Genomic DNA, 20,750 nt, shown 5'->3' with positions numbered 1-20,750 from the left:
TATAGGAAAAGGTGTGTCAAATGACACACCTTTGTGGTATTACCTTTTCATGTTTCTTCTCACTTTAAGCATCTTTTTCTAATACTTCCTCTTCAGCCTCCATTTGGCTTGCTAATTTACTAGCCTCAATAAACTCCTTAATTTCTTGCTTAGGAGTAAATCCAACTTTCTTTTCAATATTTTTACCATCTTTCATAAACAGAAGCGTTGGAATCGTAGTAACTTCACACAATTTAGTGATATCTAAAAATTGATCAGCGTTAACTTGAATAAATTTAATATCGTCAATTTCTTTTGACAATTCCTTAATATCCTGTGTAATCATTTTACAGGGGCCACACCAAGTAGTATAAAAATAAACTAAAACAAACCCTTCTACTATCTTTTCTTTAAATTCTTCAACTGTATTAATTTCAAACATTTTATTCCTACCTCCTGTAAAGTATTTATAAGGAAGAACGCCAATAAATCCTTTATACCGTATATTAATATAAAATAATTATATATTTGCATACATTTATGTCTACTTAATTTCCACCACAGCCGCATCCAACCTTACGAGCTACCGTAAATGTATTACCGTCATTCCACTCTTGAGAAATATTTAATGCATTACGAGCAGAACTAGCCCAAACTTCTTTTTCTACATATTTTCCTTCTGCATCATGACCAGAAACCATATATTTTCGCTTGCCTAACAAATTAACCCTCTCCTTAATTACTTTTATAGAAATTACCTAAATGCTCAAAGCGAGGAACTTTTACTCCGCATACCTCAATATCCGCCATAAAAGTACTCTGAGGTTCAATCCAAGTATTTCCTTTAGCATCTTCATAAATTACCATTTCTTCATCCGTTCCTGTTTGTTTTCCCTTACCAGTAACGAGATAAATTCCACCTGTATAATATCTATAGATTTTAACTTTTTTATTATCCATATCTCCTCAACCTAAACATAATCCTCATATAAATTTATTTAATAATTTCCTTTATTTCTTTTAACCAATTTACTAACACCATTTCTATTTCCTGCAAACGTCTTATAGAAGTACTTTCAATCATTCTTTTAGATGCTTTATTGCAAATATAGAGACGTTCTTTTTCAGTATCAAATACCAAAGAAAGATGGTAATCTTGTAAGCCAAGTGAAGTGGAATCATATCTTACCATTCGTTTAATGGAATGTTCTATATGTATCTCCTTTAACTTACTAGCGAGGTTTTCTCTATGCTTTTTCCACTGATCCGTTGTAAATGTATTTAATAGCATATTAAATTATCACCAACCTTAAAATCATATCCTCTAAATCTCATTTATTAACTACACTAAAATTGCTGAATCATAATCCCCTGATACAATATAATTAATCCCTGAATCATTATGAATTTTAATTATAATCACTTCGTTAATTTGATGATTTATAAATGATCCATAAGGTACCTCAATATCTTTCATTGCATCAATAACATTTTGAATCTCTTTATTCTTAACTTTCATTGCATTTTCTATTTTGTTGCTACTATTAGAAAAATGTAATGGATACTGTAAGTTTTGCTCCGTTACATTTTTTACATTTAGTTGTTTCACTAAATATTTCACATAATCTTCTGCTTTTTTAAGCCGATTCTCCATATTACGATAGCTCTTTTCCAGCTCCGCAATATAAAGATTTCTACTCATATCTGCCTCATTATTAGAAACTGATTCAGAAGCATTCTTAGCCTTTTTATTCAATTGACTTTTTTCCTCAATGTTATCTCTTACTTGCAAATGTTGTACCTCAAGCAAATCTACATGTTTCAAGGCATTATTTTCACCTTGTTCTAATTCTTTTTTTATTGCCTTTCGCAAGTAATTAAACCATTGGACTAGCCATGTGTTATCAATATGACCATTAATAATTTTGTTTTGTTCTTCCATAGAAAAATCCATGTCACAAATTCTAGCAAGTCCGGAATTAATGTCGATACTAATGGACAAATTTTCGCCACTTTGAATTAACTGTACTAATCGACTAATTTTCTTAGATAATTCCATATCGTTTACCTCTCCTATTTCATACTGGTATTATAGTAGTCGAAATATATATCAATTTAGTTGCGATTTTTTTCTATAGCAAATTTAAATATTAAACTTGCTATAATACGTACTTCCTTATGAAAAATACTGTACTATGTTTTTACATTCACATTAAAAAATCTTAAGTAGTCGGTAATTCATCTAATGGTTTATATTGAAATGCATTAGATTTTTCAGACTCTTTACCCTCTAAATTAATTGCCGTCATTTCAATTACAGATACTTTATCATTAAAAATGTTATGATCTAATTTAGCAGGTGAATGCTCAACACCTGTTAAAACTAATACACCATTTACAAAAATGTTATAAGTCCCACTATCAGGTGACGTACTATAATCAAATCTAACTTCTACTCCACTTTCCATATTATTCACAGAAGTAATAGCTGGTGGTTCAGGGGCTTCATTTCCTACGACTGTAATTGGTAAAAATACTTCATGCACCCCATTTGTAATGACTATATCTGTAGTTCCTCCACTAAGGCCTGTTACAATTCCTTCAGGGCTCACCTTTGCTATATATTTATCTTTGACAGAATAAGTAGTGCCTGTACTCGCCCAATATACATAAATTAACCAGTTATCACCAACTTCTTCTTTACCATCTGTTTGGAAAGTAATCCCTAAATAGTCACCATTTAAATTTACAATTCGATATTCATTTCGTTTATTCGTTGCTATAACTTGTAATCCTTGTGTTTCTCTATCATCACCCACACCAAAACCATTGGTAGTCTTTACTATTTCAACTGTTCGTTCTTCGTATTTATAATTACTAATGTCTACCGTTGTAATTAAACCTTTATTATTATATAAATTATCTATATCTTTAAATAACATGGCCGGACGAAGTTCAGCAGTAACATTCCTTGTAACCCCATCACTAGTTAAGGCTTCTACATTCAACTGAACTTGATCACCCGTGTTGAGATTTAAATTCTTGTGGGAAACCATTAGAAAAGCTGTTGATGATAAAGGCTCGAATTCTGTATTAAGAAAAGCATCAACTTTCTTCTGGTACTTCTTTAGAGAGTCCTCCAAAACTAACTTTGCTTCTCTATAGGAAGTCTCAATTAATGCAGAACTTACCTCATCTCTCTTTTGCTCTAAAGTGCCTAACTTCGTTAAAATTTCTTTTGCCCTCATATTTCATCCTCCTCCCTCTTGTATCGCATTCATTATAAGGATTTACAAAATTTTTTATTTAATTTTTTCTAGAATAATTCTAGCCTTTTGTATAGTCATATTGTTTAACTTCCCAAAAGAAAAACTCTTTATTTTCAAATCTATAAAGTAATTTTTTAATGATGCTGCCCTGTTCATTATTATTTTTTAAATGCAGGATGTTCTTGAATACTTCTTGTTGCTTTAGAAACATCTTCATTCAACTCAGTTGTAGCTAGAGAGATATCTTTGGCTAAGCTAACTAACATGGTCATATATTCAACTTCTGCAAAGGATATGATAGAATTTTCACCTTTAGCATTTTTTCGAATAATAGTAGTACCATTTTCCTGCCATTCCTTAAACTTACTTTGAAAAAAAACATCTGCTTCCTCTAAGCTAAGACCTTCAGTTACTTCTTGTGTCTCACTCTTTAACTTTTTTATTAACTTATCCTCCAGCCAATCAACTTTCTTTGAATTACCACTTTTAAAATAAAAAACCGCAGAAACATTAAATTTATTTATTTTCATATTTAAATACCTCCTGGATTATAATCTTTCATCTACACCTGATCTTACTCTAAAACTTCAATAGGTTAATTAGTTTGATATGGGATTTATCTCATACAGTCATATATTTATAGTCGTTTTACTTAACTAAAGTGTTGCGAACTTATTTCCTAATAATTAAAAATGAGCCAATATCATGGGAAGCATCTATAGGTATTGATATGATTCCTTTAAGATGAGAGGTACCTGATTTACGAATTGAAATACTTCCCTCTAAGCGCGATGCACTTGCAACATAAATAGAGCTTTTTATTTCGTCAAACATACTCTTTCTAATAATAGCTGTTCCAATAAGAGTATAGCTTGCATACTGTCTTGTTAATATTGTAGAAATTATTTGAGACATATCAGGATATACCACTAAAATATTGCTATGAATCTCCATAAATTTATAATAAGTACCATCTGCAAATGGTTCCGTATTTAATACTTTTCCAATTAACAAATTGTATGCTGAGCCGCCAATTAAATTAATATCATGATGTTTCTTTGTATCCATGTGCTCAAACACCAATACAGTACGATTATTAGAAAAATCATATATCCCACCTAATTTACAAAACAAAGGAATGTTATTATCTCGAAAAATAGTTGTAATCATTTCAGGAAGTTCACTTTCAAATTGCTCATGATAAGTTTTATATTCACCTGTCTTTAATATGACATTGTATACAATTCCATCGATCTTAATTTCTAGGTTTTCATCTAAAATAGAAATAACATCCTCCAATTTTTTATCGCAGTATATTCTATCACCATGTGGAGTCAATGCCACTTTCTTCACCTCCTAAGAAAAGCAAACTTTCAACAGCTTTGTTACTCTTTAAAGAATTTCTTTGCTTTGAATTTTGTTTAACTGAAATTTTGTTTGAATAAAACAGAATTATTACTCCTCCTTTTTCATAATAGCTATCGAAATATCCCTAAAAATAGTTGTAAGATTTTAAAAATCTAAAATGAAAATAGTTTTTTGCTAACCTTCAATTCGATACTTACAAGTGTCTTCCGTTTATCCACTCAATAAACCTATATTTTCTCCTGCCCTTTTTTAAATCCTTCTACTTTTTCCGTCGCAACCTATTAACTTCTCATAACGACAGTTAGTATGCAGATTCAACAAACAGGAGGATTTAGAAATGACAAAAGACAAATTAATAAAGCTATTATATTTCAATTTGGATAAGTTAAAGTTAAACTCATACTTTGATTCGTTACCACAATCTTACATCCTAAAATTAACCAAAAGTTTTTTCTTTGTTAATAGAGTTGGGGTGAATTAAAGTGCCTTCCCAAAGATATATTGACCTTAGAGAAGATAATCTACCTGACTTACATAACAATGTGTTATTGAAAGCTTGCCAAGAGGATCCTGATTTACTCTCTGAACTTTTATATGAAAATAAAGAATTTCTCTTCTCAATCATTGCTCACTATAAAGGAAGCATTGAATCCCTGAAAAACAAATTTAACGTGGATGAAGAAGAGTTACTTCAACATGCTTATATAGCTGTTATTACAGCAATTAGAGATTTTGATTTTAATAAAGGAATTAAGTTTACTACTTATATTTATCGGCCAATTATATGGGAAGTTAACCAATTACTCTATAATGATTCTAGACTTGTACGCTTAAGTCGAAGTGCAGTAGATCTACTCAAACAAATGGAGAAAGTTGAAAATGAACTAGGTTATTTTCCAAAAGCTGAAGAATTAGCAAAATTACTTGATGTTACTGTAGAGCGCATTGAAAATGTTCTTCGATTCGCTTCAGAATTAACCTCTTTAAATTCACTTGAAAGCTTTGAACCCGAGGATTACTCAATAGGTTATGAAAGTAAAGTAATGGATAAAATCTATGTAGAAAATCTACTTAAAAACTCCGATTTATCCGAATTTGAAACTCAAGTAATCAACCTTATTATGGATGGTAACAATAACTCACAGATAGCAAAAAAATTAAATGTCTATCCAATGACAGTTAATCGTGCTTTAAACCGTATAAAGAATAAGTTAGATAACAACTTTGAGTCAAAACGATTGTCCAAATATGAAAGTGAAATAGGACTAATTGCAGAAGAAATGATCGAATTAAACTGTATAATGAATATAGAACAACTCAAAGATTTATTAGATGTATGTGGTTACAATATAAGCAAGTATAGCTCTCGAGTTTTATATTATATTCGTCAACAAGCTATAAGCCGCTTAGATCAAAACCTATCTGAATGCAATGATTGCTCGCAATAAAACTTAATTAAAAAAGTATATAACATTAATTTACAGAAGATTCAAACTATACAACTTCTTAAAAATCATTTTATTTATACATAAAAATAAGCAGATTCTTTTAATAAAGAATCCGCTTATTTATTAAATTTCTTGAATCCACATACCATAGTTAGGAAGAGCTAATTTTAATTTATTAAATGTTTCATCAACCCATGATTTAGTATTAAAATCTCCTACAATAATTCGATAATTATCATCCCCTAAATTTTCCTCCCACAAACCATAACCAGGTAGAATTTCTTTTACTCTATTCATTGTGGCATCCTTCCACTCAGACGTATTAAAGTCACCAAGGTAGATACGATAAAACGTTTTGTTCTCCTCTTCTCCCAAGAACCATTTAAGAGATTTGTCACCATTCAAACGGTTAACATCACAATTCCCAATTCCAGATACATACCCACCTGTTGTATTGTCTGCGTATTGCCATAAATCACAACTATATTTCGGCTTATTTCCATAGCGTGGAACCCATAAAAAATCAGCTTTTACATTACTTAACCCATATTTTTCATACATATGATGGCTTACATATAAACCAACTTTCCATCCTGCCGCTTTACATGTATCAATAAATGCTTGAGATGCTGCAGCTAATTTGCTCGGTCCACAACTTGCGAGTGTATCATCTTCTACATCTAACACTAAGAATCTAGCATTTGGACTAACTCGTGCCATAAAATCTTTTGCTTCCACAATTGCATCATTAACACTTACATAACACCCGTAAGCATATGCTGCATGCGGGACGCCATATGCTTCTAATTTTTGCACATGCTGATTATACAATTTATCACGTTTCAATGAACCATATTGCACACGACAAATAGCAAGATCTAAATTTTTTGCCGCCACAGCCCAATTAATATTATCATTCCATTTTGAAATATCAACAATATATCCCATACTTTAATCCCATCCTTTTTTAACGTAAAATATCAAATTTTTTCAAAAATCCATTCGCATAATTTGCTCCTCTACTTGCCAATAATCCTGCAGATATCATGGATATATATTTTCCATATCCATTCAAGTCAAAGAAGTTTAAATTAAAAGCAAATGCTAAAGAAATACCTACCAAAATAGATAACAGATACGTGAAACGATCTTGAATGGTTCTATTAGGTATCATGTTTTTTAGAATCTCTGTAAGAGATTCTGTTAGAATTGCTAAAATCACTAACAATGCTCCATTTTCTAGCATTGACTGTAAAAGGTCATTCATTTTCTATTCCTCCAATTTAAAATAGTGCATACCAAGTTTGCATACCAACTACACCATCAATAGATAAGAAACTAGAATTACGCTGATACTCTTTAACCTTTTCTTCTGTTTCCTTACCAAATATGCCATCAACACTCACTTTTAATGTTCTTTGAATCGCCTCTATATTCCGTCCCCTATCGCCTTGTTTTATAGGCTTTCCTGGATATGGTCGAACAGGAGGACTTCTCATATACTCTTCTAGTTCTAAGTTGATGTAATTCTTGCCTAATTGTGGTGAACCTGTCTCGATTAAAATACTTTGTCCTTCATACAATGCATGGATGTCCAGTTCTGGATTTAGTTTTTTTAAACAATCTACTTTTATACCAAATTGAGTGGTTAAAGACTGAAGCGTATCGGTTGAACGTATTGTATATAAATTTCCATTTTTGACTGACACCTGTTTAGATATCAAATTGGTGCCCTTTGTACAACTTTCATACTCGTCTACTACATCCATAATGAATTGATTAAAGCTTTTCCCTACATATTCTAATCCTTTAGTGGGATCACTTCTCAGCTTAGAATCTAGTACATCATGCCCTATAATATCTCGGCGAGGATTTAGTCCAAACTTATAACAAATATAAGCATGTAGCCAAACATAGCGCTTATACGAATCTACCTTATCAATTTTTTCACCGTAACATAATTCCACTCCGATGGCAGAATTATTAGCACATGTATCATATAATGCATTACTAGTATTAACATCATAAATTACATGAAAGGCATATTCTGGTTCATGTGTCACCGCAGGTATACATTCAATAATTTGTTTATCATCTACGAGAAAATGTACCGCAGTATTTGATTGATTCTGTGTACGTTGATAATAATCTACACTTTCTCTTGCTGTTAAGTTTGGATGCTCTATATCATGCGCAACAATAAATTGAACATAAATGCGATTACCAGGACGCTTGGTTGATCCTTCATCCAGATAATCCGTTTCAATTTCAAATTTTTTCTTAAATCCCACATCAAGACCTCCTCATGCCTGAATAAAATGAAGAACATCAATCTCGTATTGCAACACTTGATTTGCATTATTATAAGGAGAATATTTTATGGTTTAACATTTACTTAGAATAATAAATATATTTAATATAAAAACAGATAGAGGTAGTCCTTGCCTTTGAAATAACTAATTATTCTGAATGCATTTCCCATGAGTCACCTTATTCCGTAATACTATTGCGTCTCCTTTGTACCTCTTCTTTTAATTCTCTATTCGCAGTGGTTAATTCATGCACTTGCGTTTCCAGACTCTCATTACGAGCCGTTAATTGTCTTACTTGTACTTCTAATTGAAGGTTCGCTTTTGTTAATCTAGCAACCTCTAGAGTTAGTTCTTTCACCTGATTTTGATATGTTAACATCATATCTTTGAGTTCAATTCGAAACTGCCTTTCGTCATCAGATAAAGAATGACGGTTTGTACTTGTATCGATACTGGTGTTAGAAGTTGGTTTGTTCTTAGAAGTTAAGTAACCAAAACCTCCTGTAATAAACATGCCTAATACAGAAGCAATTGCAGAAATTAAACTATCTTTCATTAACCGTCACCTACTTTCATCAGCTTAAGATAGAGACCTGCGGCCATAAGTGCCCAAACAAAATAACTTGTACCTGTTGTAGCACTATCACTTAACCATAAGGAAACGGAAACAAATGTCCAAAATCCAATAGAAATTAACAATCCAATACTTCTAATAATCTTATTATCTGTAGCCACCCCATATAATAAGAAGAAAGATATAAATAAGCATTGCATGCCCCATAACTGTTCCGGCATAACTTGCTCCATAGTACTGTATACAGAATTTTTAAATGTAGCAATGGGAGATAACAATAGAACTGCCCACCACAGTGCTATACTGATCAAACCAATTTCAACAAGATTGTATTTTCCCTGTTTAGGCATATATAATAGCCTCCTACTTTTAGAAATTCTCCTACCTTAGACATAACCTAATGTGAATTATTACAAGGTAAAGAGATGTTACACATGAAATACGCTCAAAATTTTTATCTCCATGTATTGTCAGAGATAAAACGTATTCCTATTTCATTTATCCTTATAACTTAAGGCAGTTATCACTTTCTATCATTGAGTCTTATCTAGCTTCTTACATAGAATAGTTCAAAAAATTTCATGTCACTATACATAAAACTAACTTTCTACATTGGAAATATTTACGCTATTAAACAATTTAAGTAGAAGATTTATATATTCCCTCTAACATTACTCAAAAATAAAAAGATTACACTTTTCTTAGAGAAACACTATCTACAACACAATACGTTAAGAAAAGTTACTTTAATTAGACCATTGAAAGTTCTTTAGACAATGAAAATTGATTTTTACAGCAAAATCATAAGAATTTATATGATTCATATATTTATAAATTTATTATCTTATTCAATAGAAATTATAAGAATTTAATCATAAAAAATAGCCTACCCAGTGAAATGGTAGGCTACTTTTCTCTTTTACATTATATAGGCATATGGATATGCTGTTACGACCTCAATACTACTCTCTAAATTGCTAACACGCTTAATTAAAGCTGTTACCGATATCTGTGATTTATCACTTTGTCTTACAAAGAAATTATAAGCTTGTAAGTCACTTTTATCGGACTGTCTAACAGCTACTGTTCCAAGTTTATCATATGCAGCTGATCGTCTTACTGCAATTGTACTACTTAAATCTTCCTTATCACTCTGCCTTATAATAACCGTGGAATTTACACTGTAATGTTCAAATACTTCAACTAAACCAACAAGATTACTATTCGAAGACTGTCTTACGGTAATTTTACCATTAAGTAAACCACCATCTGTTTGAGAATCACCCCATACTCGTACAGTAGCGTTCCCGAACAAATTAAAATGATCATAGCAAGCTATTTCACAAGCTAAATCTGCTAAGGCAATTTGTCTTGCGGCAATCTTGGAAGGTAAATCACTAACTTGTTTAGCTTGAATAAATCCATTTAATCCGATTTCAGCACTTCGTCTAATACTAATACTCGATTCTTGATTCTGGTTATCCCATATTCGAATAGCTATTGTTCCATCTAGTTGTCCGCCATCAAGCCAAGAGTCACCCCATACTCTTACTACAATAGAGTTTTCTAGTATCACTGCACCAGTTTGTCTTATTCTAATAGAAGAGGCTAAATCTCTATACCGTGGCTTACTAGCAGTAATACTAGAGAACAAGTTAACCCAAGGCCTTACATACCCCTTAATCGGAAGCCTATCTTCAGTATTTTGTTTAACTCTTACATAACCTCTAAAATCTATATGACCTATAGCTCTTACAGTTAGTTCTGAATAGAAGTTACCTGAATTTATTTCAAATATACTGTCTAAATCTGAGCTTCTTCTCACTCGCGCATTTAACATGGAAACCAGATTTTTTTGCGCATTAATAGGAATCGTAATAAACGATTGTAAATTACCTGAGTTTACTGTTACAATACCTGGAACATCATACATCATGCGTAGATTAATCGAAGAAGGAATTTCCTCCCACCCACCTAGCGGAATATGAATAGTCGCAGGAAGATTGTTCTCATTATTTTGTCTTGCAATTACATGGCCATTTAATAAAGATTTCTCCCAAACATTAATGTACGTTTTTAAATTAGGATTTCCTATGTTACCATAACCTTCTAAATCCATTCTATACTTAACGTACATTTCAGAATGTTGATCCGTACATTCTTCAACCCTAATTCCAATTGTACTATCTAATTCAACTCGCTCTTTAACATCTAAACTACCAGGCAACTCAAAACTACGTGTGATTTCAAATTCCATGAGTAGATTATTTTGCAAGTCAGTATCATTAGACCATACTCTTATATCAAAATTAGAAATGAGATCATCCCTATAAAGAACATAAACACTAGAGACTTTATTATTTTCAGTAATACTCATAGTAGAGGCTATTTGCCCACCATTAACTATAGGGTTCCCCCATACACGAGCGGTAATATTAGTGCTCAAATCATTTCTATAAAGAACATAAATACTCGAACGTTTTTCTATTTCATTGGCACGAATATAACCATCAAGGTCAGATGCACCTATTGTTTTAATAGCTATTTTTGCAAGAATTTCACTAAAATCTTTTTGTCTAGATACAATACTACCTATAATTTGTGGATGGTTAATCCAAATTCGGGATTCTAACTCCCTAGGTTGATGAACATATAAACTAGATGATAGATTACCAAATCCTTTATTATCTCTAACAAGAATGTTACCAATTAAATCTTTTACCTTATTCTGAATAATTGTGATTTCTGCTGAAATATACGCATGATCATCAGAATATATCTGCATGTCATAGTATGTAACTTCTAACTCTGGTCTTCGCTCGATTGCTTCTTTTGTATAAAATCCTCTAGATAAATTTTCGGACTCTTCTACTGCCCGCACTAAGAAACCAAGGTTAGGTTTTTCATATATATGCCACTGCTTAACTAACTGCGTAACATCAAACTCTACGTATCCAGCTGCTCCACCTATTACTCTAGTTACAGAAAATCCATCTATTGCAGCTTGAGGTTGGTTAGCCCACGTTACACCTGTTTCATTCCATTGACTATTACTTTCAATGACCTGAACAGACTGAGAACCTTGTCCTCTCCCATCATAATACAGTCGTAAAATAGCTTTACCTATTTCAGTATTTACTGTAGGTATTGTTGAAATATCAAATCCCACAAGGGAACGATATTTCTCAGGAAACGGTGATCCAGTCCTACCTATATACATCTGTGTTTCTGAACCATAGTTTAATTTCGGGAAAAATTCACGAATAAATGCATCCTTATTCGGATACAGTTTCATATTAAACTTTGGCCTTTCCATCATGCCATAACTAGCCCTTAATACGAATGGCTTAGAGACAAACAATTTACATTGTAAATTTTCAGTTACTCTAATCGATAACTTAGATGATAACCACTCAAAATAAATAGGCGCTATTTCATAGGTAGCCATCATACTGTTTTTCAAATTAATGAACATGTCTCCATATAATTCATTCCACTCTTTAATCCCTAAATCCATAGGTAAATCTGCTATAAAGATTGGCGAAATTTCATAGCTGGCAGACATTATTCCTTTTACAGCTACCGTTAAGGTACCATCGAGCTCTGAAAGACTAGTAATAGTAATTTTTGAAACCAAATCATCTATGATAATCCCAGACATACCATACTGTGCTCTCATGGATGAACGGGTCGTTACGTTAATAGTAGAGGGAAGTTCCTGTACAGCTCTTACAGTAAGATTTGCAAGGAAATCTCTAATGGTAATACCATCTACTCCATAGGTTGCTCTTATATATGAATTAGTAGAGATGTGTATACTTGATTCCAAGTTATTCGTACCCATTACAAAAATCTCGGAATAAAGATCACTATAATACGAAGGCTCAGTAAAGTATGTAGCCCTTACTAATCTATCTACATTTATATTAACTCCAATATTGGAAGGTAAATCTTTAAAATATGTTACAGAAATGGCACCTTTAAAATCATGATATGAAGCTTTGTCCGTTTCATACTTAGCAGACAAATGAATTTCTTTCATATTCACTATAATGTTTGATTTTAAATGTGCAGGATACGTCAATACATTTACTTCAGAAAGTAAACTTGAAATATATTGTTCATCAATCTCATAATGGCCTACTAATTTGGCATAAGGGTTAATAGATATATTGGAAAATAGATTGTTATGTGTACATACTCTAATTTCTGATTTAAAATCGCTAGATCCATAACCCTCCATATTATATTCAGAACGCATATAACTGATAGGATTGATATTCAATGTACATCTTAAATCTTTTTGGAAATGTGTGACACTAATTGTAGCAACTAAATCTTCTTCTCCAAATTTATCAATCTCATAGTTAGCGGCTATTCTAATACTTGGATTAATTATAATAGAACTTATCATATCTTCAGGTTTCATAATATCTATGAAGCCTTTTAAATTTTGACTATCTACTTTGGCTGTCTCATATTTCGCTATTGCTCGCGACATTATGCTTACATTTAAGGTAGCTTCTATCTCATCACGCCATAATACTAATCCCTTAGAAGATAGTTCACTTTTATTGTCGGTAATAAGAAAACCTGCATTGTAACTATTCGTTACCTCATCCCAACTAAGTGCCCTTTGATATATTCTAAAAGTTGCTATATTTCCTTCAAAATAACTATTATTTGCTGTTGATGATTTACCTAATACTAATGGGGCTGTTGTATTAACGTATTCTCCCAATACAGGTAAGCTAAATCCCTGCGGAGCTGCATTGATCATACCCCATAAACGTTCCCCGTCATACAGTAAAGTTACATGTTGCCAAGCCTTTACGTTAACTTCAGCAAAAACAAAAGACATTTTCTTTGTTTCTGTTGTTATTTGAACCCGAATTTCACGAGTATCTAAGTCAAAATAAAGTGAAAACCCTCGTTCACTTCCCGCACCATAAGATGCCACATAACCTGACTTAACTGGTTTGACCCAAGTTTCAAAAGTAAAACCTGAGTCTATTGGCAGTAATTCCAAATGATTAGGGATTACCACGTGATTGTTAAGGCCGTTAAAGTAAAGCGAATAAGGATCCGTAGGTATATTCATACCTGTCCAAGTCTTATCTTGCGAGAAGTTAAAACTTATCAAACTTCCGTTATGCCCTTTTCTTGCTAAATCAAACCAAGAATTAACAGGGGGTGTATTTACACCCTGTGAGTAACCTTGGTTAGCTAACGCAGAGTGTAAATGTAAAGTCAGTCCCTTTAACGGATAAGCCATTCTAATCACGTCCAATCCCATTGTATTGAGATGAAAAGCTCATTAAGCAGGACTTGCTTTTGCCTTCATATCAAATGTACCACCCTCTGTTACTGTAACTTCGGACAAGAACCTAATATAAAACTGTCTAGCATCTCCAATAGGTATAGTTCCAGGGAAAGGTATTTCATCTACAGGTACAAAAGGATTATTTGATAAACTTAATTGGACTGTAATTCCAGGTTTAACTGTATGTGGATCGACCCAAACTTTCATATCTTTAACAGGAAAATCAGCATTATTCTGCAACCATACTGGATAAGCCTCAGAGGTACTACCCGCTACCAAAGTTCCATATTCTAAATATCGTAAAATATTACCAGCTTCATCCGTATAATACAGGCCTATTTCATTTCTAAAACCTAAAATCGGAAGTTTTGGTGGGATGTGTTTTATTAATACGGGATCCCCATCTCGATTTTTTTCATCGAATGCCCAAATATTCACAAAGTCATAGGCACCGTAGGTGGAAGGATGTCGAATTTCTGGTGTATATTTGGCATCAAGTGTATTATAAGAGCCTGCATTAGTTTTATTTCTATTAAAGAAACTATTATCAAGAATCCATCCATTGATGAAATATCCAGGAGATGGATTTTCTCCATAGTTAGAATCCCATGTCCAAAACGATAAAGTTGACGCTCTAGCATAGCCTGTGATAATAACTCTAGAAATTGTTACTCCCCATACTCCAGATTGACCTGATGTATTAGTATTATAATATTGTTCTTTTCTGCAATGAATTCCACCAATAATACCCGAATTATTAGATGCATTCGCCATATTAGCGTGAACAACACAATCTTGTATTTTGATACTTTGACTAGATTTACTGTAATAGGAGATATAAGGAATATTACCAACAATTCCTCCCATATATCCGGAAACTTGATCAAAGATACCTGATACTGTACATTTTGAAATTAAAGCTGTCCTATCTGTAGTTCCAACAATTCCTCCAAAATATCCACTTTGTTGCTGCATAGGTGCATCGAAAAGACAGTTTTCAATAGTGGTATCGTTACCCATAGTGCCCACCATTCCTCCTGATCCGTTTCCGTTTCCTGCTTTAGCAAAGACTTTATAATTAAATGTGTTAAACATCTTTACACTTACATTAAGTAATTTAGAAGAACCGGACATTTTCCCTACCACAATTCCCGATTCATTTCCAACTTCCATGTCAACATCAATAATAATAAGATTTTTTATAATAGCAGAACCAGATAATTGATAAAATAGCCCAACATTACTTGCTGAACGCCTATACATATAAAGGTTACCTATAGCCTTATTATTTCCATCAAAAGTACCTTCAAAAACATTAGCCCACCAGCCATTATCATAATTACTCATCCCCATTCCAATTGGTAGCCAACCAGAACCCGACTTAGGATAGTTCAGTATAATATCATTTTCCATACGAAAATGTTTGTCCGCGAAATGACGGACTTGTTCTAAATCAAATTGATTATAAATGAGGAACGGGTCCTCTGAAATTCCTTTACCCTTTTTAAACTTAATAAATTTTCTATTCTCAGGATATCCTCTATTTACTTTATAATCACCAATATGCCAATAATTCTGATAATCAAACGAGTATGAAGAAGCTTTTTTCATGTCTGCTTCATTAAGTGCAGTGCCCCCACCTTTAGCTACTCCGCCTTGTTTTGTAAGATTGTAGTAGCAATAGGATACACTTCCTGAACCTACAAACCCCCCATGATACGAAGCGTTTTTAGCAACTGTTAAATCAGTAACAGAACCTGTTGAGAAACATTGAGATACAGATCCACCATTAACAATTCCTAAAAAACCACCACAGTTATTACCTGAAGACATCACATCCGCATGACTATAGCTTCTTACAATTCTCCCTGCATTTTGGTAACCAACTAAGCCACCTGTATATTGAGCAGAGCTCCCCTCATTTTTAACTGTTCCCGAAATTACGGCACAATCCTCAACATCTCCATCAGACTTTCCTACTAAAGCACCTACCATTGATCCGTTGGCCACAATATTTACATTAACTAATCGAACACGCTTAATAGTCCCCCCGGTTTGTTCACCAAACAAACCCACATTAGATTGGGTACGATTAATATATAAATCTTTAATATCATATCCCGCACCATCATAGTAACCTTTAAAGCTAGTAATTGGAGCAAAACCAGAACCAGTTTGATAACTAGTCATAATAATATCCTTTGTTTGCGTGTAGTAAGCACCTAAGTTACTTCGGACATTATGTAAATCCTTTTCATCCTCAACTAAATAGGGACTAGATTGTGTTCCCCCTCCACCAGAGAAATGGTCAACATATATATATGTCTTACCTTTTTCTTTTAAAAAGTATGGTCTTTCTTGATTTTTTTCTGTTTTTTGTTCAATAAAGACAATTAAAGGGTTCCCATCTTTATCCGGATCAGTAGCAATAAATACTTTATCATAATCATCTTGAGGTAAAATAATAACGCCACTTGTCTCTGATGCCCCGTCTACCCAAGTAAATTCCCTCGGCAAATCTATACCTGCTTCAGAAATTAAATTAGATAAATCACGAACTCGTTCACGACTTCGTACAGAAATACCTGTTGGATCATCTGTGTCTAAAATTATTTCACTGTCCAGATGAACTTCTTGAAATGTTGAATATATTAGGCTTAAATCTTCATCACTTACTACACTCTCAATATCACACCATTCGTTTTCTACTAAGATTTGAACTGGTATATTAAATGTTTTTAAGTGAACTTTCTTATCTATAACTTCTATTGTGTAGTTTCGAATCGTTTCAGTATCTTTTACTACACTCCCATCCATGTTATAAGATGTACCATAAAGGGTATTTAGAAGTTGTTCTCTTGTTAACTTTACTGAATGATCCAATTCAATTCACCACCTATATTAGGTTCAAGAGGCGCTTTAGTTTCAAAAGCTACTCGTCCATTATTTACTATAATCACTTTTCCATCTAATTTCTGATCAGCTACCATTCGTAAATTAATCATGGCAGGTTGGTTAAGTGGAAGTTTTACAATGGGTTTAAAATGAAAGTTAATACCTTCTACATTAATATTCGTTTTATACCCCAAGCTGTAATGAGTGATGCGGTTCGATAGCATTCCGTTTCCCTGAAAACCAGCCACAAGTCCTGATGCTTCTGCATCTTTAAATGTGATAATATCGTTAATGTCATACTTAAAATCGCCATTTAAAGGTATAGTTTTTCCATCAAACTCATAAAAGAACTGAATGCGATGATCTGCTATACTGAAAATACCATCACGTTCAAAATAAATTTTATTACCATGACCAATTAATCCGAATCGGAAAAGCTTATTTCTATCAATCTTATAAAAGCTATTCTCTTCTTTTGTATTAAAATCAAATTCTGGGAGATGAGTACCGTCAGGATACTCAGCCACCCAGATAAAATCCTGTGCCACAGGAGAATGTGTATATTTATCATTTTGTAAAATCAATTTGCTTCCCCCTACCTCATTGCATTGAAGTAACTATTTTTTATACGTACTGATATGCAACACGTGTTAAGAATGCTACGTTTCCTGCTGTCGCGTTACCTGGAACATTGGCACGAAGGATAACTTCTGCATAGTTACCTTTTGCACTAGTTTTATTACCATCATTTTTAACACCTAAAATTTCATTTGCATTTGGAGAAAACGTACCATCAGTATTCGTTGAATTTCCTCCTGCTTGGATTGGATGAGTAGAATTACCTCCAATAGGTGTACGACCAGTTTCAGCTGCCGATGCAACAGTCACCTCAACCCATTTATTTGTTACTAACTCACCCGTATTACCACCTGCACTATCTTTTGTCGTAATAGTACAGTTTGTCATAGTAGATAAATCTGTTGTTCCCGCAAAGTTATTCCAAATTAATACTCCAAAATCAGAGGAAGGTGTTCCTGCATCAATGGTCCCAATATTCCAAGACGGTACAGCTCCTGAGTTGTCTTGTTTTCTCCAATTCACTTGTGGTGCTGGCATATAAATGACCTCCTAATTTTTATTTACACTTTAATTATCGCTACATCTCTTTATAAAGTTGTGATGAATTATTTATTATTCTTCGAGAGCTAATTCAACTATCAACTCTACAGTAATATCTTTTACGCCCTTACCTACCTCTTTGATATTGATTCTAAAGTGATCATCACGATTAACAGCTAGTTGTGACGGTTTAAAAGAATATGGTGTAGAGGACGTACGATTAGATTTGCTCTTTCCATCAATAACAAGTTCATCAGCAAGAATGCTATGCCAAATAGGTGTTGTATCATATGAACTTTGACTGCATCTTTCAATGTCAATACACGTTTTTGATTCTCCCATTGTGCCGCACGTTACATATGCATCAATTAACTCTCCCTTATAAGGGAAACGTAATTCTGTACGAACAATACCTACTTGTACAATAGATGGCACAACAAATACCATCACTTTATCGTCAAGCTTCCGTATACGCCTGTTATTGAGATGTGCTCTATTGTAAGCAATAAAATCCATAAATTTATCCTCCTTATAAATCGAGGTATGCACTGTCATTATAAGAACTTTCCATTGGAAATTAACAAAGGGATAGACTTAGCTATCCCCTCGTACTGTTGTCTTTAATAGTCTTCTAGTTGCAGGATCATATGAAAATTCCCTTGTAACCTGTTGAGATAGACTTCCAAGACCATCTGTATAATATACAGTCTCTGTTTTCAATTCACCCTTTACCATAGGTGCCTCGTTCTCATAATACGTAAACTCTCGAATAATAGTATGATCTCCCGTGATAATTTCACGAATAATTTGACCTCTTTCGTTATATTCATAATCTATATCTACACTAGAATTTCCACCGTACACCAATTCTAACTGGCGTTGTATTTCATCTAAACGTGCATCTAATGAAATATGAGGCTTATCACTCTCTCTGAATTGCCGAGCATCATATACTTCCTTTTGTAAGTCATAAAATTGCGTTCCACTAATAGTAGCTTGCCCTCTACTACAATATTGGTTTTTATAGACTTCTATGTACACCTCATCACCAATTTGTAGCTGTATAGAACGCTCTTCATTTTTTGAACCTACACCTAAATGGATGTGATAATCATCCAGCTCAATATAATCAACTCCGCTTAGTAAACGCCGGCCATTATAATACACTTTTAATAACCCTTTATTTGGTTCATAAGTATGACCAACTGGTAAAATAGGATTTGATGTACCATATGTTTTCACGAAATCTTGATCAACAACGTGTAATATTTCATCCCAATCTTTTGTGATAGGACTATATCTATGGAGCTTCATTCTTGTTCCCATTTAGCCACCCCTTATTCGTTTCTTATTTCCAAGAAGAAGTGTGAAGGTCTCATCTGTTGTTTTATTTTTTCAGGATCGGTTGTATCGACCCTAGCAATTCTCACCCAAAAATCCTTTGATTCTCCTTCATGTAACGTTCCTATACGTATTGTTGTATCTTCATATTGATTAGGAGTACCGTTGTTGTCTGTGGCAAGATCACACCATTCCCAGCCAAACTCTTTTTTATAAACAGCAATCTGAATTTCAATATTCTCCGCTACATTTCCCGAAGTATCGTTTAAGACAGTCAATTTTTGTTCAATTATGTCACTTTTCAGTGCACCTAAATGTGTAGCTTTTGTTTCACTTAACTCTTGGCCTTTCCATTTGACTTTTAAATTTGTACCTTTTAAAAACAGATCTCCGCCGTACATTTCAGCGTATTCTTTTTGTTCATCTATTAAAACATACTCACCAGTCTCACTCTTATCGTAAACTCTAATTTTCCCCTTAAAAGGAATGGTAGGTAATTCAATGTCTATACCTGAATATCCATCTGGAACTATTTGAGTAGTTACAATATTTCTTTCATAATCAATTAACTCAACTTTATAAAAACTATTTAAATTACCAACACTAATATTGGTACCTTTACACAAGATGACCCTTTCTACAATAAGGGGGGTATACCCATCTCTTGGTGTACCTTTTAATATAACTCCAGCCATAGCTGGATCGATACAAATTGTTGAGTCAAATAGCTCCCACGCATTTCCTCGCTCTGCAAAAAAGGTCCACAGATTTTGTTTTTTTACTGTTCTCCAAATATTATAGGTATTCTCATAAATGCTATCTTCACTTTCCAAAAACTCAACTTTCTCAAGAGCATTCTTCCAAATAACGAGACCACCTTCATCTCCCAAATATTTTGGTGTATAGTTCGAATGCACTTGTAGTAACAATTCATCTTCATTTTGAGGCAGAGAAAAAAGAGCATTTGTACTTCTATCAGTAGAGTTGTGTTTAAGTACTAATTGTTTATCAGAATCACTGTACGTATAAGAATCAGTAGGGGATACGATCCAACGTGAATCAAGTGTTTCAAAATTATCGTCAAAAATAAGTCCAGTCTGAACCCTATGAATGCTCAATAGT

The 20,750-nt window shown here is 33.2% G+C and carries 21 protein-coding genes; 1 reads left to right on the top strand and 20 read right to left on the bottom strand.

Annotation, left to right across the window (positions count from 1 at the left end; all coding sequences use genetic code 11):
• Positions 1-64: 64 nt before the first annotated feature.
• The 8 genes from JFU02_RS28355 to JFU02_RS28320 form a co-directional block, all read right to left on the bottom strand.
• Complete coding sequence (locus tag JFU02_RS28355; RefSeq protein WP_098838321.1) at positions 65-421, bottom strand: thioredoxin family protein; 357 nt, start codon at positions 419-421, stop codon at positions 65-67.
• A gap of 106 nt (positions 422-527) precedes the next feature.
• On the bottom strand, positions 528-701 hold the full coding sequence (locus JFU02_RS28350) for a hypothetical protein (RefSeq protein WP_176543426.1): 174 nt from the start codon (positions 699-701) through the stop codon (positions 528-530).
• Positions 702-714: 13 nt separating this feature from the next.
• Positions 715-939 (bottom strand): DUF1653 domain-containing protein, encoded by a 225-nt coding sequence (locus tag JFU02_RS28345; protein WP_098838320.1) that lies wholly within the window; start codon positions 937-939, stop codon positions 715-717.
• A 34-nt stretch (positions 940-973) separates the two neighbouring features.
• Positions 974-1,270 (bottom strand): hypothetical protein, encoded by a 297-nt coding sequence (locus tag JFU02_RS28340; protein WP_098838319.1) that lies wholly within the window; start codon positions 1,268-1,270, stop codon positions 974-976.
• 51 nt (positions 1,271-1,321) lie between these two features.
• Positions 1,322-2,038 (bottom strand): hypothetical protein, encoded by a 717-nt coding sequence (locus JFU02_RS28335; RefSeq protein ID WP_098838318.1) that lies wholly within the window; start codon positions 2,036-2,038, stop codon positions 1,322-1,324.
• 163 nt (positions 2,039-2,201) lie between these two features.
• A complete protein-coding gene (locus JFU02_RS28330) occupies positions 2,202-3,227 on the bottom strand; it encodes a hypothetical protein (RefSeq protein WP_098838317.1) in 1,026 nt (341 codons plus the stop codon).
• 179 nt (positions 3,228-3,406) lie between these two features.
• A complete protein-coding gene (locus JFU02_RS28325) occupies positions 3,407-3,778 on the bottom strand; it encodes a hypothetical protein (protein WP_090976091.1) in 372 nt (123 codons plus the stop codon).
• 142 nt (positions 3,779-3,920) lie between these two features.
• Entirely contained in the window at positions 3,921-4,592 is a 672-nt protein-coding gene (locus tag JFU02_RS28320) for a hypothetical protein (protein WP_090976089.1), read from the bottom strand.
• Between the two features lie 506 nt (positions 4,593-5,098).
• On the opposite strand from JFU02_RS28320, the gene JFU02_RS28315 reads away from it, so the two are divergent.
• Entirely contained in the window at positions 5,099-6,064 is a 966-nt protein-coding gene (locus JFU02_RS28315) for a sigma-70 family RNA polymerase sigma factor (RefSeq protein WP_088047532.1), read from the top strand.
• 123 nt (positions 6,065-6,187) lie between these two features.
• Here JFU02_RS28315 and JFU02_RS28310 read toward each other — a convergent pair whose 3' ends face one another.
• From JFU02_RS28310 to JFU02_RS28255, 12 genes are all read right to left on the bottom strand, one after another.
• Positions 6,188-7,012 (bottom strand): GH25 family lysozyme, encoded by an 825-nt coding sequence (locus tag JFU02_RS28310; RefSeq protein ID WP_000540598.1) that lies wholly within the window; start codon positions 7,010-7,012, stop codon positions 6,188-6,190.
• 19 nt (positions 7,013-7,031) lie between these two features.
• Positions 7,032-7,331: a hypothetical protein gene (locus JFU02_RS28305; protein WP_000998965.1), complete on the bottom strand. Its 300-nt coding sequence runs from the start codon at positions 7,329-7,331 to the stop codon at positions 7,032-7,034.
• A 16-nt stretch (positions 7,332-7,347) separates the two neighbouring features.
• Entirely contained in the window at positions 7,348-8,355 is a 1,008-nt protein-coding gene (locus JFU02_RS28300) for an N-acetylmuramoyl-L-alanine amidase (protein WP_098838316.1), read from the bottom strand.
• A 199-nt stretch (positions 8,356-8,554) separates the two neighbouring features.
• Positions 8,555-8,932, bottom strand: a complete 378-nt coding sequence (locus JFU02_RS28295; RefSeq protein WP_000655296.1) for a hypothetical protein — start codon at positions 8,930-8,932, stop codon at positions 8,555-8,557.
• On the bottom strand, positions 8,932-9,300 hold the full coding sequence (locus tag JFU02_RS28290) for a hypothetical protein (protein WP_001125914.1): 369 nt from the start codon (positions 9,298-9,300) through the stop codon (positions 8,932-8,934). The genes JFU02_RS28295 and JFU02_RS28290 overlap by 1 nt, the downstream gene beginning before the upstream one ends.
• A 569-nt stretch (positions 9,301-9,869) precedes the next feature.
• On the bottom strand, positions 9,870-14,225 hold the full coding sequence (locus JFU02_RS28285; RefSeq protein WP_098838315.1) for a DNRLRE domain-containing protein: 4,356 nt from the start codon (positions 14,223-14,225) through the stop codon (positions 9,870-9,872).
• A 42-nt stretch (positions 14,226-14,267) separates the two neighbouring features.
• Complete coding sequence (locus tag JFU02_RS28280; RefSeq protein WP_000350106.1) at positions 14,268-17,156, bottom strand: fibroblast growth factor; 2,889 nt, start codon at positions 17,154-17,156, stop codon at positions 14,268-14,270.
• Positions 17,141-17,752 (bottom strand): hypothetical protein, encoded by a 612-nt coding sequence (locus JFU02_RS28275; protein WP_098838314.1) that lies wholly within the window; start codon positions 17,750-17,752, stop codon positions 17,141-17,143. The genes JFU02_RS28280 and JFU02_RS28275 overlap by 16 nt, the downstream gene beginning before the upstream one ends.
• 40 nt (positions 17,753-17,792) lie before the next feature.
• On the bottom strand, positions 17,793-18,284 hold the full coding sequence (locus JFU02_RS28270) for a hypothetical protein (RefSeq protein ID WP_001111327.1): 492 nt from the start codon (positions 18,282-18,284) through the stop codon (positions 17,793-17,795).
• Positions 18,285-18,359: 75 nt separating this feature from the next.
• Positions 18,360-18,803, bottom strand: coding sequence for a hypothetical protein (locus JFU02_RS28265; RefSeq protein ID WP_098838313.1), 444 nt, complete (start codon positions 18,801-18,803; stop codon positions 18,360-18,362).
• Positions 18,804-18,881: 78 nt separating this feature from the next.
• Positions 18,882-19,613 (bottom strand): hypothetical protein, encoded by a 732-nt coding sequence (locus tag JFU02_RS28260; protein ID WP_000537241.1) that lies wholly within the window; start codon positions 19,611-19,613, stop codon positions 18,882-18,884.
• An 11-nt stretch (positions 19,614-19,624) separates the two neighbouring features.
• Positions 19,625-20,746, bottom strand: a complete 1,122-nt coding sequence (locus JFU02_RS28255; protein WP_000022192.1) for a hypothetical protein — start codon at positions 20,744-20,746, stop codon at positions 19,625-19,627.
• Positions 20,747-20,750: the final 4 nt, after the last annotated feature.

The sequence above is a fragment of the Bacillus sp. TH13 genome (assembly GCF_016651175.1).
GTDB classification, from domain to species: Bacteria; Bacillota; Bacilli; order Bacillales; family Bacillaceae_G; genus Bacillus_A; species Bacillus_A thuringiensis_S.
Note: the sequence above shows the minus strand (reverse complement) of the source record. Positions and strands in the feature narration are given on the sequence as shown.